This window comes from Corynebacterium ulceribovis DSM 45146, assembly GCF_000372445.1.
Lineage (GTDB): Bacteria > Actinomycetota > Actinomycetes > Mycobacteriales > Mycobacteriaceae > Corynebacterium > Corynebacterium ulceribovis.
Genome location: NZ_AQUY01000001.1, coordinates 137,608 through 151,934 on the forward strand (window position 1 = coordinate 137,608; position 14,327 = coordinate 151,934).

Annotated in this window: 12 protein-coding genes; 6 read left to right on the forward strand and 6 right to left on the reverse strand. The window is 61.4% G+C overall.

The annotated features are described in order from the left end of the window. The first annotated feature begins 28 nt into the window (after positions 1 to 28). Positions 29 to 685: a dTDP-4-dehydrorhamnose 3,5-epimerase family protein gene (locus A3EC_RS0100665; RefSeq protein WP_018023227.1), complete on the forward strand. Its 657-nt coding sequence runs from the start codon at positions 29 to 31 to the stop codon at positions 683 to 685. Positions 686 to 734: 49 nt separating this feature from the next. Next, positions 735 to 1,610, forward strand: a complete 876-nt coding sequence (rfbA, locus tag A3EC_RS0100670; protein WP_026162043.1) for a glucose-1-phosphate thymidylyltransferase RfbA — start codon at positions 735 to 737, stop codon at positions 1,608 to 1,610. A 706-nt stretch (positions 1,611 to 2,316) separates the two neighbouring features. Here rfbA and A3EC_RS13130 read toward each other — a convergent pair. Further along, entirely contained in the window at positions 2,317 to 2,778 is a 462-nt protein-coding gene (locus A3EC_RS13130; protein WP_018023230.1) for a photosystem II reaction center protein PsbN, read from the reverse strand. 41 nt (positions 2,779 to 2,819) lie between these two features. Between A3EC_RS13130 and A3EC_RS13135 the strand changes: the two genes are divergently transcribed. Then, positions 2,820 to 3,236 carry a DUF4229 domain-containing protein gene (locus A3EC_RS13135; RefSeq protein ID WP_018023231.1) on the forward strand — a complete coding sequence of 139 codons (417 nt, stop codon included), beginning with the start codon at positions 2,820 to 2,822 and terminating at the stop codon, positions 3,234 to 3,236. A 36-nt stretch (positions 3,237 to 3,272) separates the two neighbouring features. Here the strand turns inward: A3EC_RS13135 and A3EC_RS0100690 are convergent, their stop codons facing one another. Next, positions 3,273 to 4,280, reverse strand: a complete 1,008-nt coding sequence (locus A3EC_RS0100690) for a 1,4-dihydroxy-2-naphthoate polyprenyltransferase (RefSeq protein WP_018023232.1) — start codon at positions 4,278 to 4,280, stop codon at positions 3,273 to 3,275. Between the two features lie 82 nt (positions 4,281 to 4,362). Between A3EC_RS0100690 and A3EC_RS0100695 the strand changes: the two genes are divergently transcribed. Next, entirely contained in the window at positions 4,363 to 5,229 is an 867-nt protein-coding gene (locus A3EC_RS0100695) for a hypothetical protein (RefSeq protein WP_026162045.1), read from the forward strand. A 598-nt stretch (positions 5,230 to 5,827) separates the two neighbouring features. Here A3EC_RS0100695 and A3EC_RS0100700 read toward each other — a convergent pair. The 4 genes from A3EC_RS0100700 to A3EC_RS12255 all read right to left on the reverse strand — a co-directional run bounded on the left by A3EC_RS0100700 (position 5,828) and on the right by A3EC_RS12255 (position 10,272). Beyond that, positions 5,828 to 7,111: an AMP-binding protein gene (locus A3EC_RS0100700; RefSeq protein WP_040427960.1), complete on the reverse strand. Its 1,284-nt coding sequence runs from the start codon at positions 7,109 to 7,111 to the stop codon at positions 5,828 to 5,830. A 115-nt stretch (positions 7,112 to 7,226) separates the two neighbouring features. Next, on the reverse strand, positions 7,227 to 7,547 hold the full coding sequence (locus tag A3EC_RS0100705) for a hypothetical protein (RefSeq protein WP_018023235.1): 321 nt from the start codon (positions 7,545 to 7,547) through the stop codon (positions 7,227 to 7,229). 479 nt (positions 7,548 to 8,026) lie between these two features. Next, positions 8,027 to 9,001 carry a 1,4-dihydroxy-2-naphthoyl-CoA synthase gene (locus A3EC_RS0100710; protein ID WP_026162047.1) on the reverse strand — a complete coding sequence of 325 codons (975 nt, stop codon included), beginning with the start codon at positions 8,999 to 9,001 and terminating at the stop codon, positions 8,027 to 8,029. Between the two features lie 20 nt (positions 9,002 to 9,021). Next, entirely contained in the window at positions 9,022 to 10,272 is a 1,251-nt protein-coding gene (locus tag A3EC_RS12255; protein WP_018023237.1) for a DUF559 domain-containing protein, read from the reverse strand. 957 nt (positions 10,273 to 11,229) lie between these two features. Here A3EC_RS12255 and A3EC_RS0100730 point away from each other — a divergent pair. Both A3EC_RS0100730 and menD read left to right on the forward strand, forming a co-directional pair. Continuing rightward, positions 11,230 to 12,411, forward strand: a complete 1,182-nt coding sequence (locus tag A3EC_RS0100730; protein ID WP_083879909.1) for an o-succinylbenzoate synthase — start codon at positions 11,230 to 11,232, stop codon at positions 12,409 to 12,411. A 77-nt stretch (positions 12,412 to 12,488) separates the two neighbouring features. Then, a complete protein-coding gene (menD, locus tag A3EC_RS10825; protein WP_018023241.1) occupies positions 12,489 to 14,327 on the forward strand; it encodes a 2-succinyl-5-enolpyruvyl-6-hydroxy-3-cyclohexene-1-carboxylic-acid synthase in 1,839 nt (612 codons plus the stop codon).

The following is a 14,327-nucleotide window of genomic DNA, read 5'->3' on the forward strand; positions in this document are numbered from 1 at the left end:
CGGAGTGGCGCCCGGCTACGCTGGAACCATGACTCACGGCAGCTACGAAACCACCTCCATCCCCGGCGTATTCACCTTCACCCCGCAGATTCATGGCGACGACCGCGGCGCCTTCCTGGAGTGGTTCAAGGCGGACGCCTTCGCCGAAACCGCCGGATACCCGTTCATTCCGGAGCAGGCGAATATGTCGGTGTCGGCGGCGGGTGTGCTGCGCGGAATTCACTTGGCAGAGGTGCCGCCGGGGCAAGCCAAAATGGTGACCTGCCCTGCTGGCCGCGTGCTCGATATCATAGTTGACCTGCGCGTCGGTTCGCCGGCCTACCTCAAGCACATTGTGGTGGAGCTGGGCGGGGAGCAGCGCCAGGTGGTGCACCTTCCGGTGGGTGTGGGGCACGGTTTCATTTCGCTTGTCGACGATTCGGTGGTCACCTATCTCACTTCGACTGGCTACGACCCGGATGCGGAGTTCGGTGTGAATGTGCGCGATGCGGAACTCGGAATTGATGTCGAGGGAATGTTTGCTGAGCATTTGCCGGGGGTCGAGCCGATTTTGTCAGCGAAGGACGCGGCGGCACCGGGGCTGGAAGATGTCGCTGAACGGTTGCCAACCTGGGATGATTGCGTGGACTTGGAAACTGAAATGAAGGACATTTGGGTCCTGTCGAACCAGGAAGCTAGCGAGTAGCGAAGGCAATCTCTAGTAAGAGGCACCATCTAGTGAGAGGCAATCTCTAGTGAAAGGCATCATTCTCGCGGGCGGTACTGGCAGCCGCCTGCGTCCGATAACAATAGGCGTCAGCAAGCAATTGGTGCCGGTCTACGACAAACCGATGATTTACTACCCGCTGACGACGCTGATGCTCGCGGGCATTCGGGACATTTTGATTATTACGACTGAGCAGGATTTACCGCAGTTTCAGCGGTTGCTTGGCGACGGTTCCCAGTTCGGTTTGACCTTAAGTTACACCGTGCAGGCAGCGCCGAATGGGCTGGCAGAAGCGTTTATTCTGGGGGCGGACCATATCGGCGATGAGCCGGTGGCGTTGGTGCTTGGCGACAACATTTTTTATGGCGCCGGTTTGGGCACGCAACTACGGCGCTTTCATGACGTCGACGGCGGCGCCATTTTCGGATACTGGGTGGCGGATCCGGAGGCCTACGGTGTCATCGAATTTGATGAGGATGGCCGGGCGCTGAGCTTGGAGGAGAAGCCGGCGGAGCCGAAGTCGAATTTTGCGGTGCCGGGGCTGTACTTCTATGACAGTTCTGTCGTCGAGATTGCGCGGGGACTGGAGCCGTCGCCGCGTGGTGAACTGGAAATTACCGACATTAACCTGGAATATTTGCGGCGCGGGAAGCTGCAAGTGGAGATTCTGCCGCGGGGGACTGCGTGGCTGGACACGGGCACTTTCGACAATCTGATGGCTGCCGGAGATTTTGTGCGGACCATTGAGCAGCGGCAGGGCTTGAAGATTGGTGCGCCGGAGGAAGTTGCGTGGCGTATGGGCTTTATTGACGATGCTCAGTTGCGTGAGCAGGGAGAGTGTTTCCAGTCGTCTGGTTATGGCGAGTATTTGCTGCAGCTGCTTAAACGGGGCAAGCGCTTCTAGCTCGCCTAGTGCAGCGCCGCGCATGGTGCTGTGCCTCGTTTGGTGTTTGCCGCGCTTGGTGCTGTGCCTCGTTTGGTGTTTGCCGCGTTTGGCTTAGCGCAGCTTTTGGCGTGTGCAGCGCAATACGCCATTCGGATCACTTTGGCACTGCCATTCACACGACTTTTGCCAAACTATCCCTTCCTTGGCAGTGCCAAAGTGATCTGCGGTGTGAGAAGTCTTGCTTTGCCGAGAGAATCTGGAGCTTTTCGGTCTCAACAAGGGCTTTGGTCCTTATCGAGGAATTTTCAGTACGAAATTGTGTCGTTTTTCGTCAGATGTCACTTTCGCACTGCCAAGATGGCTGATGCGTTTTCATATTCGCCGGTTTGGCAGTGCGAAAGTGATCATGGGGCAATAGGAAGTCGCCGGGTGCGATGAGTGCATCGTGGGCGGGGCCAAGAGAAGGACGTATTGCCGGTGCGCGATAGCGGAAGCTTTCGCCTTGTACCTGCTAGATGGGGTTTTAAAAAAGGGGCCGGCCGCGTTCGCGGCCGCCAGTAGTGCTTTTTGCGGGCGGTTAGTAAGGAATCCGGCCAACCACGGGCCGATTCGCGAAGCGCCGAGCGCGGGCTGTCACTTTCGCACTGCCCAGACAGAGACTTTCGGGCGACACCCGAGCTATTGGCAGTGCGAAAGTGACGCGGCGATACTGATCGCCAAGTAGCTAGTTGGTCTGGTCCGGAGCAGCGGGATCGTCGCTCGGCCCCTGTCCAGAGCCTTCGTCAAAAGAATCATCGTCGCGGGAGGCACCGCCGGCATCTTCCGAGCTTTTACCTCCAGCACCATGGTCACCGCCGCGAGCGTCGCTCGCGCCACCGCCTCCGCGATGGACGCCACCCGCGGCATCGCCGCCACCACCGCGAGCGCCACCGCCGCGAGCGCCTCCGGCACCACGGTCGCCGTCGGCGGATTTAGGTCGCCCGTATCCGTCAAGAAGCTCCTGCTGTTCGGCCCGACGCCGCTTGAACCGTTCCTTTTCAATCTGCCACAGGAAGTCCTCGTCGTCGTCTGGGCCCAGCGCGCGGCGGTCAACGGGGTCGACCTCCTTGCGCGACGGCGGCCCGAACGCATACCAAACGGCAACGACCGTGGCTACCACCAGCAACAATAAAACGACGCGTCCCACTTGATTCCTCCTTTTGTTCCAGAATACGTAGGCTAATAACCGTGAGTGACAATGACGATGTGATTTCCGACAAGGCCGCCGCGAACGACGCCGCGACCAGCGACGCCTCGGCCACCCCGGCCAGCGACACCCCGGCCGCCGCGACCAGCGACACCCCGGCCGCCCCGGCCAGCCCGGCCAGCAACCCATTCCGCGATATGGCGGTTTACGGCCTGCTGCGCCTACTGCTGTTCATCGCGCTGACCGCATTCATCATGGGCGTCAGCTTCCTCATCGACCTGCCCGTCCCGCTGCTCATCGCCGCGATGCTCGCGCTGATTGTCGCCTTCCCGCTGTCCATGTTCCTATGGTCTGACCTGCGCAAACGCGTCAATCTCGGCATGGCGCAGTGGTCCGCGGAACGTAAGCGTCACAAGCAGTCGATTCGCCAGCAGCTCGCCGACCGCGAAGAACAATAAGGAGCTTTTTGACGTTCACTTCAACGTCAACGTCAATTAGCCAAGCCCCAACGCCAGCGCCGTCACAACGGCCCACACCAGCATCGCCTTACCCGTCGCCCCCAACACCGGAATGAGCGCCGCGCCCTGCGCGCCCCGCACCACGGGCAACGCCGCAGCCACCGCAAACACCGACGCTGTCAGCCCCGCCAGCGCCCACACCGAATGCGCAGCCAAGAACAAAGTCACCACAAAAGGCAGCGCGACCAGCCCGACATACAACATGCGGGTCCGCGGGTCACCGAGCAACACTGCCAGCGTAATCTTGCCTGCCACCCGGTCCGTCGGAATATCGCGCAAGTTATTCGTCAGATTTACCGCCGCGGACAACGCACCAACCGCGACCGAACAGCCAAACCCAATCCAATCAACGCGCCCAAGCTGCGTGAACTGCGTGCCCAGCACCGCGACCAGGCCGAAGAAAATGAACACCGCCACTTCACCAAGGCCCATGTAGCCATACGGTTTCTTACCGCCGGTGTAGAACCACGCGCCGGCGATGCACAGTGCCCCAACCAGAATCAGCCACGGCGCTGACACCAGCGACAGCACCACACCAGCAAGCCCGGCGACGCCGAAACTGATAAATGCGGCGAACTTCACAGTTTGCGGGTCAGCGAGGCCGGAGCCGGTCAAGCGCAGGGGGCCAGAGCGGTCGTCATCGGTGCCGCGAATGCCATCGGAGTAGTCGTTGGCGTAGTTCACGCCGATAATCAGCGCCCACGCGACCAGCCCAGCGAGCACCGCCTGCCACCACGACGCGCCATCGGATGCTGCGGCAGCGCCGGTACCTGCGACAACGGGGGCGAAAGCGTTGGCCCAGGTGTGTGGCCGGGCGCCCTCTAGCCAGTCAGCGGCCGTGGCGGTGCTGCCGCCGGCGCCGGGCCAGTTGCCTGCGGAGCCGGTTGGTGCGCGGAAATGAAGTCGAGACATGGTGCCATTGTCCCCCTTTTCCGTGGCGAAGGCGAAGCCGCCCTGTTGCGCCGAATGGGCGGTTGGCCCCATAACGTCAATAAGCTTTCGGTTGACGCATGCCGTAAAGTGGCGGGGAACCCGTTGTCGATAGAAAGGCCACCGTAGCGTGAAGCTGTGGTATATCGCAGGCCAGGTGGCAAGCTTTTTCATTACGCTGTTCCGCTTGTTGCCGCTGAAAGTTAGCAATTCGCTGCGCATCCATAGCCCGCGGATCCCACAGGACGGCGAAGTGGTCATTTCGCTGACGACGCACGGCACTCGCCTGAACAAAGTGTTTTACGCAATTGAGTCGCTGGCGCGCGGCACCGTGCAGGCTCCAATTGTGCTGTGGCTTGATGAGCCTGACTTTAACCGAAAATGGCCGCGGTCGCTGCGACGCCTGGTGAAACGCGGCCTTGAGGTGCGGTGCTCCGATGGCATGTTCGGTCCGCACACCAAATATTGGCCGATGTTCCGCGAGGTGGTCGGCACCGGCAAGCGCGTCGCCACCGCCGATGACGACATCATTTACCCGATTTGGTGGCTGGATCGACTGCTGGAAACCCAGGCGCATCGCCCAGACAGCGTCGTGTGCTACCGCGCGCACCGCATCGAGATGCGCGACGGCGACATCCTGCCGTACGCAAAATGGACGAGCGTGGATAACTGCAGCCCGTCGTTTCTGCATTTCGCCACGGGTGTGTCCGGGGTGCTGTACCCAATCGTTGCTATTGACGCATTGGTTGCGGCCGGCGATAGCTTTTTGACGGTTACCCCGAAGGCGGATGACATTTGGCTGCATGCGGTGGAACTGCGCAACGGGATTAAGGTGCGGCAGGTATTCGGGTACTCCCGGAACTTCGCGATCGTGCCATCGACGCAGCTCAATGGGCTGATTATGCTGAACATTCTTGGCGGCGGGAATGATGAGCAGATGAAAAAGGTGTACACCGACGCCGACAAGGCGGTGCTGCAGGCCGCTGCCGACGAGGAAGAGTAGCTCGGGGTTGCTCGGGGTAGCTCGTTGGATTGCTTCGCGCGTGGGGTGACCTGACGCAGGTTGCTTGGGTAGCCCGGAGGGTTGCACCGCAGGGATGTCGGCGGTTTGGAACCCGTTCGCTCGGTCGCGGTCGCGAGATCACTTTTGCACTGCCATTACAACGCGGCTGGACCCAAAAGCTGACCTTTGGCAGTGCGAAAGTGACCTTCCGCCGGAACCCTCCCATTTTTCGGCAGTTTTCTAGGAGCATTGTCAGTTTTCTAGGGGTGCTGTCCGTTTTCCAGAAGAATTGCCCGTTGTCCAGGAGCATTGCCCGTTTTCCCACGATGGCCGACGGATTTCCCGCGGCGGTACAAAGCGTTCCTGGGTTTTCGTGCGCAGCCCGCGCATGTCGCGGGCTTATTTCAGAGACTCGATGGGCCGAGATCCCTTTCGCACTGCCAAACTCACCGTTTGTTGCGGATCTGGTTCGCTATGGCAGTGCGAAAGTGACATCGACCGAAAAACGGAAGCCTAGCGCGGCAACAAGCCACGTCTTTCAAAAAGGAATACTGACGGCCGCATCCGCGGCCGGCCCTTTTTTAATTCAAGGGTCGAGCTACTTGAGGCCTAGTGCTTCAACAGCCATCCGCTGCGCGCTCTGTCGGTCAACCTTTCCAGGACCAACCGTGGGCAACGTCGCTACCTGCACAAATGCTCGTGGAATCAGGTGCCGGTGTACTCGGTCCGCCAGCCAGGCTTTCAGCTCTGGCCCGGCCACACCCGCGGTTGCCGCCGCATTTTCGGGTCCCCTCTGCCCGGGAACCACAAGTGCGACCGCCTGTTCGCCAAGCTCGGGATGCGGCGCCGCAACAACCACGCACGCAGCAACCCCTGGGTGCTGCGCCAACTCACTTTCAATGCTGGTCGGCAAAATCTTCAGGCCACCAGAGTTGATGACATCGTCGGCTCGGCCAAGAACTTCCAAGACCCCGTCGGAGGTAATTCGGCCCAGGTCGGAAGTGATAAAAGTGTTCTGGACCTGGCCCCCGACCGCCTGCGGCCCCGGTGGGGAACCCGCCAAGCGGAAGTCCGCGGAGCCGGGTACGTTGCGGTAGCCGTGTGCGACCATTGGGCCGGTTAGTTCGATTCGGCCGACGTCACCCCGGCCGGCGACGTCACCCCGGCCGCCACCTCCGACATCACCGCCACCACCGCCGACGTCACCCCGGCCGCCGCCTGCGATAGCAATGTCCACTCCAGCCAGCGGACGTCCGTCGTACACGCAGCCACCTGCGGTTTCGCTCGAACCATACGTCAGTACCACATTCACCCCGAGCTGCCGCGCCCGCTTCACGAGCGCCGGCGGCGTGGCTTGCCCGCCGCACAGCACCGCGTCGAAGGTTCGTAGTGCGTCAACCCCCAATGCGTCATCAAGCAACTGGGAAAGCTGAAGGGGGACAATCGAAGTGAGGCGCCGGGCACCGGTCATCCTCTCCGCGGCGTCGGCGAAGCTGCCACCTGGCGGCAGTACAACCGGTGTGGTGCCGGCGTGGATGGACCGCAGCAGCACTTGCAGCCCGGCAATGTGGCTCGCCGGCAGCGCGAGTAGCCATTGACCAGTGCCGATGCGCGCGGCGGTGGCGTCGGCGGAGGCCGTGAGGTGTGCGGCCGACAGTTGCGAACCTTTCGGCGTGCCTGTCGAGCCGGAGGTGGGGACGACCAGCGCGACTGAATCGATGGCTTCGCCGGGGCGTTGGGTGGCGCGCAGCAGCTCGGCGCGGTGTGGGTCGTCGGTAGGCAGGGGGAGCCAAGCCGCGGTGCCGGCGAGTGCGCGCTCGAGGTGGGGGAGGATGCCAAGCACGGCGGGGCCGGGTGGGACAGGCAGCGGCTGGAGAATCACACTGTCACGGTACCGCAGGCCGCCGACCACCTCCCGCACGCACGGAAAGGCCCCGCCAGCGTTCTGCTTGTGCAGTGCTGACGGGGCGATTCGCTTGAGGATGTGTTGGCGTGCGCTACGCGGTCATTCCGAGGTGACGCAGGTGCTTCATGTAGCCGCGGATTTCGGACTTGGTGGCCTTATTGCCGGTCATGTGCTTGTAAACCCATGCGACATCATCGTTGTCTGCCGGGGTGCGGCCGTATTCGATGAGGCGGAATACCATTTCGTCGTCGGAAATTTCCTTCTTCGCCCACTGGCCGAACAGCATGGAGAATACGCTGCGTGGGTTTGGGTCCTGGAAGAAGTTGAGGAATGCGCGTGGAGCTGCGGTCAGTGCGCGTACTGCGCCAGACTGTGACTGGGCGGCACGGGAGGGTTGCATTGTTGCGGTCATAGTAAACGTGCCTCCTTTTCAAGGCTCTAGGTGGTGGGTCAATCCATGAACAATTTGTTAACCCGTTGTTTACCTAGGGCTAGTTTAACCCGGCCGATAGGTTAACGCAAGGTTAACAATGAAGATTTGTGAAATTGGTTATAGGACAGGGTATTTCAATAATAAATCTGTCTACCTGCGGTGATGCTGTTTGTTGTGTCAGTTCACTTTAGGTTAACTTTTCGGTGCCGCTGAGTTTACCTGTGATGGCAGCCACTTTCTGGCATTTCGCTTTTTGACGTTTACCGCCGACCGCTCGCAACCATTAGCCCCGGTACCCCCGCTCGAATCCCGTCCTCACGTGCACCGGATCATCTCCTCGCTTCCACCTGGACCCACTCACCGGCCCACCGCCGGGACCCGCACACCGCCGAACCCTAGCCACCTAGCAACCTGGTCACTTGGCCACGCCTAGCAACCTGGTCACTTGGCCACGCTAATTAGTAGTAAAACGGAAACTCCTCCCACCGCGGTTCGCGCTTTTCTAGGAACGACTCCTTGCCTTCAACTGCTTCGTCAGTCATGTACGCCAACCGGGTCGCTTCACCTGCGAAAACCTGCTGGCCCATCAGGCCGTCGTCGGTCAGGTTGAAGGCGAACTTCAGCATGCGCTGCGCCGTCGGGGATTTGCCATTAATCTCGCGCGCCGCCTGGATCGCTTCGGCCTCCAGTTCCGCGTGGTCAGCGACAATGTTCACCGCGCCCATCCGCTGCATCGTTTCGGCATCGTAGCTGCGGCCGAGGAAGAAAATCTCGCGCGCAAACTTCTGCCCAACTTGCTTGGCTAGGTACGCCGACCCATATCCGGCATCGAAACTGCCGACATCGGCATCGGTTTGCTTGAACCGCGCTTCCTGCCGCGACGCAATCGTCAGGTCACACACCACATGAAGCGAGTGCCCACCACCGGCCGCCCACCCGTTGACCACGGCAATCACGACCTTCGGCATGGTACGAATCAGCCGCTGCACCTCGAGGATGTGCAGTCGTCCGCCTTCGACTTTCGCGCGCGCTTCATCGACTCCGCTTGCATCGGCCGCCGCCACATCGTTGTCGTGGTTGGTGGCGTACTGGTAACCGGAGCGTCCACGAATTCGCTGGTCACCGCCACTGCAGAACGCCCAACCGCCGTCTTTGCTGCTTGGGCCGTTGCCGGTCAGCAGGATGACTCCGACGTCAGGGGTTCGCCGCGCGTGGTCGAGCGCCCGATACAGCTCGTCGACGGTGTGTGGCCGGAATGCGTTGCGTACTTCCGGCCGGTCAAAAGCGATGCGCACAATGCCGTCTTTGCGCTGGTCACCGACGTGGCGGTGGTAGGTGATGTCGGTGAGGTCGTCGAACCCGTCGACGGCGCGCCATTGCGTTGGGTCGAATGGGTTGTCGGTGCTGTACTGCGGTTTTTGTGTTGTGTTCATATCGCAAGGGTAGCGGTTGGTTAGCCCGCGGCGGCGTGCCACAGCCAGACTGCGTTGATGCGGTCGGTTGCCAGGATGCTGCGGGTGCGTCGTTCTTTGAGGGCGGCTCGGATTTCCGCGAGGACTTCGGGCAGATGCAGGTCGATGCATTCGCAGGTGAATCGGAGGAGCAGCCAGCCGGCGCGAGCGGCGGCGTTTGATTTCCATCGGTCGACGATGAATGGCTTTTCTTGGTGGTGATACTGCCAAGAATCGACCTCTACCAGCACTTTCTCCTTTGGAAATGCCAGGTCATATGTGTAGGGCCCAACGCGGAAGTTCGTTCTCGGCCGGTAGCCTTCCTGGTGCAATGGCCGCAACACTTCGCGCTCTAGCCCGGATGACGTCCCGATTTCGGTTTTCACCAGCATTTGCTTGATGACGTTTATGCCCCGCGGTGAACATCGACTGATGTCTTTTTCTAGGTTCTCGTTTCCACGGAGGCCACTGTAGTGGTCGATGAGGAAGCATTTGAGCTGGGCGACAAGTGCTTTGAGGCGGTCGCGAATGGTGTGATGTTTGGTGCTTTCTTTCCACTCGCGGTGCTTGTCTCGTTTTCCGTTTCGGTAAAAGCGTCGTTTGCGGCGGCGGTCTTTGAGCTCGGGGATTGAGTATGTGGAGGCGGTGCCGAATTCACTTGTTAATTGCGGTATTTGACGGATGATGTCGGCAACGGCGGCGACGGGAGGCACAACTCGAATGCCGTCGTCGAGCGTTCGGCTGGGCAGAACACGGCTGGTGCGAACTTTGAGGAACCAGTCATCGGTTGCGTTGCACCCTCGTGGCGCCCGAGCTGCTGCCGGCCATGGGAATGTGGGCCGCAACGCTTGGGGTCCCCGCACCTGCTTCCGCCTCCGCCGCTTCACTGTCCCTCCCGTACTCGCTCCTCCCACATCCGTCCCTCCCAGCTGTTGGGCAGACAGCTCGTCTTCTTCAAACATGACCGCATCGTCGTGGGTGAGGTCATAGGGAAGTTGGAATCCGTACAGGTAGAGGGCAGTGAAGCCGGTGAATACTATCTCGGGGCGGATCTGGTGCAGTGCTTTGAGTGCTTGTCGACGAGAAACGTTGCCGTCCACGTAGTACCCGCGAATCAAACGAAGCAGTGTCCGGTCGCGCAGCGCCTTAGCAAGCTTCCGGGAATGGTATCCGTGTTCCCGCAGTTCAGTAGTGGTGTAGATCCGCACAGCGCCATCGGTTGACTGTGCTTCGGTTGCGGTGATTGCTGACATGTTCCCCCATCCCGGTTGTCGGATGTCTGCATCCTTTCAACGTCTCTGCAATTGGCGCCGGGCCTGAGGAGCTTTGCGGTCCGTAATTGTGGATAAACATTGTGTTGTGAATTCCCGTCGCGTTGCCTAGAAGCTCATCGGTCTTGCCTGCGTTCAACTCTGCCTGCGAGCTCATCAACCTTGCTTCTCACTGTTGCGTCACTTTTGCGTCACTTTCGCACTGTCAAGCCGTCTGGAATCTATCCACTTCCTTGTTTATGGCAGTGCAAAAGTGAAATGCCTCCTTCCCTATGTCATCGTTTTCGATTGGTGGGGTGTAGGGCTTCGGGGACTTCGAGCGCTGGCGTTTCCGGCTGTGAATTAGCGGTGCCGTTGTGCCGGGAGATGTTCTTTGCTGAAGCCGAGACGCGGCTCTGGTTTCGATCGAGTTCCGCCGTTCGAAGTCAGCACTGAAACCACAATCAGATATCCCGAAATACAAAAAGTAATGGTCGGCCGCATCCGCGGCCGGCAGTAATTCCTTTTTGAGGACGTGGCACACAGCTGCCTAGAGCAGAAGCACACCCTCACCCCGCAACCTCCCGCCCACCTGCTCCCGCCCTCACCCCGCTACCTCCTGCCAACCTGCTCCCGTCCGCACCCCCACATGACCGTCTCAGCCCTCAGCCTCCGGCCTGTCGGCTCTTACGCAACCGTGTCTGGCCCCACGCACCAATCCACCCGTGATCACTTTCGCACTGCCAAGCCACCTAGAACCTTTCCTTTTCCTTGCTTATGGCAGTGCAAAAGTGACAACCTGCAGATTTCTGCTGCTGCAACCAGCGCAAACCTCGGGAAACGACTGGCAAACCTGCCGAGATCACTTTCGCACTGCCAACCCACCCACATTTCCTCTAGCTCCTCCCGTATGGCAGTGCGAAAGTGATCCGACCCCATCTCGTCGCTACCGTGAGAGTCGTGAACACCCCAACCAGCCCCGACCCTCAACCCCAAAGCGCCCCACAACCCCCAAACACCCCACACGCCCCACAACCCCCAAACACCCCACACGCCCCACAGCCCCCACGCCCCTCCCTCAACGACATCGCCGATCGCCTGCACGTCGTCCAGTTGCCGCTGCGCACCAGCTTCCGCGGCCTCACCGTCCGCGAGGTCGCCCTATTCGAGGGGCCTGCCGGCTGGGGCGAGTTCGCCGCATTCCCCGAATACGCCGCCCCGGAAACTGCCCGCTGGCTCGACTGCGCCCTCGAGATGGCGTTCCTCGGCCCACCATCGCCACGCCGCCCATCCGTCGAGGTCAACGGCACAATCCCAGCATCGGTCGCCCCGCAGGACGTCGAAAAGTTCCTCACCAATTACCCAGGGGTGCGCACCGTTAAGGTCAAGGTGGCAGAGCAGGGCAGCGAGCTTATTGACGATATTGAGCGCATCGCAGCAGTTCACGCGGCAAATCCAGAGCTGCGTATTCGGTGTGACGCGAACGGGGCATGGTCGGTGCCCGACGCGCTAGCAGCGGCAACTGCATTAGCGGAGGCCGCAGGGGGTACCATCGCAGCTGGCGGCGCGCTGGACTACATTGAGCAGCCGTGCCGCACAGTAGAAGAGCTTGCTGAACTGCGAAAACGCTTGCGAAATACCTCTCACCCCGCCACCGCAACCACCGCGGCCGACTCCGCGAGCACCCCGGCCGTCACACAGAAAGCTCCACGTATCGCGGCCGACGAATCGATTCGCCGCGCCGACGACCCCGCTGCTGTTATGCGGTTGCGCGCCGCCGATGTCGCTGTTGTTAAGGCCGCACCTCTCGGCGGGCCGCGCGCGGTATTGGCACTCGCGGAGCAGTTCGCGTCTCACAATATGACCGTCACAATTTCCAGTGCGCTCGAGTCCGCGGTGGGCATGTTTGCAGGTCTGGCGACCGCGGCCGCGCTTCCGGAGCAGCATAATGCAGCTGGTCTGGGCACCGGCAGTCTTTTTCTAGAAGACGTTGCCGCGCCGCGCCCGATTGTCGATGGCCGTATCGCCGCCACCCCCGTCGTGCCCGATCCTGCCCGACTGGCCGCACTAGCAGCCCCTGCTGCGCGTCGCGACTGGTGGCTCGACCGAGTGCGCGCCTGCTGGCCACTGCTCAACTACTAGCCGCACCGCCGCCGCGTTACTGCTCAACTACTAGCCGCACCGCCGCTGCCGACTGCCGCTGAACTACCGTGGAGCGTGTGAGTAATCCTTCCTCCATCGCTGCCACCGTCATCATCGATGAACTCGTCCGCGGCGGCGTCCGCGATATCGTCATTTGCCCCGGCTCCCGCTCCGCACCCCTCGCGCGCGCCGCCGCCGTCGCCGCAGGTAGCGATGGTTTTGGCGGTCAGTTGTTGCGGTTGCATGTGCGTTTTGACGAAAGGGCCGCCGGCTTCCTCGCACTCGGTTTAGCGGCTGCCAGTGGCCGACCAACTCCAATTATCGTCACCTCGGGCACCGCTGTGGCGAACCTGATGCCCGCGATGGTCGAGGCGCAGCTCTCCAGCATTCCGCTGTTGGCGCTCACTGCCGATCGCCCGCTTGAGCTGTACAAAACTGGGGCGAATCAAACGATGGATCAGGTGCGATTCTTTGAGAACATCGCAGCATCCGAGCTCATTAATACTGCCGCCTTCAACAGCGACACTTTTGACCCCGTCGATTCGGCCTCAGCCCAGTTGGCAAATGCCCAGATGCGGTCGACTATTTGTCGACTGCTCGCATCGATGACCAGTGACGCCGCCGGCGGCCCCGGGCATCTTGATGTGTGCCTGAGAGAACCGCTGTACCCAGTCAGCGCCGCCGAAATCACCGCCCCCGCTGGCCGAGCGCCACTCCCCGAAAATGCCACCGGCGACACCACTGCCGCCACCGGCGACACCACTGCTGCCGCTGACCGCATCCGTGCTGCCGACAAACTAGTGCCGTGGACACAGATTTCTCGCCGCCTCCAAAACGTCAAAAAGCCCCTTGTGCTTGATATTTCCCGCCCAACGCTGGTGATTGCTGGCGACGGTGCGGAAGAATACCCAGCGCTGGCGGACATTCCGACGATTGCGGAACCGACGGCGTATGCGCCGTCACGGCAGGTGCACCCGGCGGCGGCAGGAATGTTGCGGCAGGACCCGCTTGTGGGGGAGGAGGGGGTGTATCAGCTGCGGCCCGAGCAGGTTGTCGTCGTGGGACGGCCGACGCTGCATCGCGGGGTAGCGCAGCTGCTTGCACACCCAAAGGTGCAGGTCACAGTGGTTACTCGCCACACGGACTACACCGACGTGGCGCGAACTGCCCACGCTGTTACCGCGGACATCACTGTCGTCGGGGAGCAGCCGAAAGCATGGCTGGATCTGTGCGCTGGTGTCGACCGTCTCGCCGCCGACGCCGTCCGAAATGCCTTGCAGCACAACGGGTTTACTGGCCTGCACGTGGCCGCTGCGGTCGCTGACCACCTACGCGTCGGCGACCAACTCATCCTCGGTGCCTCCAACCCCGTCCGCGACGCCAGCTACTGCGGCCTGCCCTTCGACGGGGTGGATGTGCATGCCAACCGCGGCGCCGCCGGTATCGACGGCACCATCGCCACCGCCATCGGCATCGCCCTGCACCGCGACCGCCAAGAACCCGACCAGCTCCGCGCGCCGCGCACCGTCGCCTTCATGGGCGACCTCACTTTCCTGCACGACGCAGGCGCGCTGGCCATCGGCCCTGACGAACCACGCCCCGACAACCTCACCGTTGTCGTCGCGAACGACTGCGGCGGCGGCATTTTCGAAACCCTCGAAGGCGGCCGACCGGAGCTGCGCGACCACTTCGAACGCATCCAAGCGGTGCCGCACACTGTCGACATCGAGCAGCTTTGCGGCGCATATGAGATTGGATACCTGCAGGTCAGTGGCTTGCAGGAGCTAATTATTGCCCTCGATGATGATGCAGAGGCGGGCTACGGCATCCGTGTCATTGAGGCGCGCACGGACCGCGAACCTCTCCGCGCGGCGCATGCGGAGATTGCCGCGGCGACCACCCTTGGGCAAAAGTAG

Excerpts from the sequence above, each read along its gene's own strand:
- A3EC_RS0100710 (WP_026162047.1), bottom strand. The coding sequence starts at position 9,001 with ATGAACACAACACAAAAACCGCAGTACAGCACCGACAACCCATTCGAC.
- A3EC_RS0100705 (WP_018023235.1), bottom strand. The coding sequence starts at position 7,547 with ATGACCGCAACAATGCAACCCTCCCGTGCCGCCCAGTCACAGTCTGGC.
- A3EC_RS0100690 (WP_018023232.1), bottom strand. The coding sequence starts at position 4,280 with ATGGGGCCAACCGCCCATTCGGCGCAACAGGGCGGCTTCGCCTTCGCC.
- A3EC_RS12255 (WP_018023237.1), bottom strand. The coding sequence starts at position 10,272 with ATGTCAGCAATCACCGCAACCGAAGCACAGTCAACCGATGGCGCTGTG.
- A3EC_RS0100665 (WP_018023227.1), top strand. The coding sequence starts at position 29 with ATGACTCACGGCAGCTACGAAACCACCTCCATCCCCGGCGTATTCACC.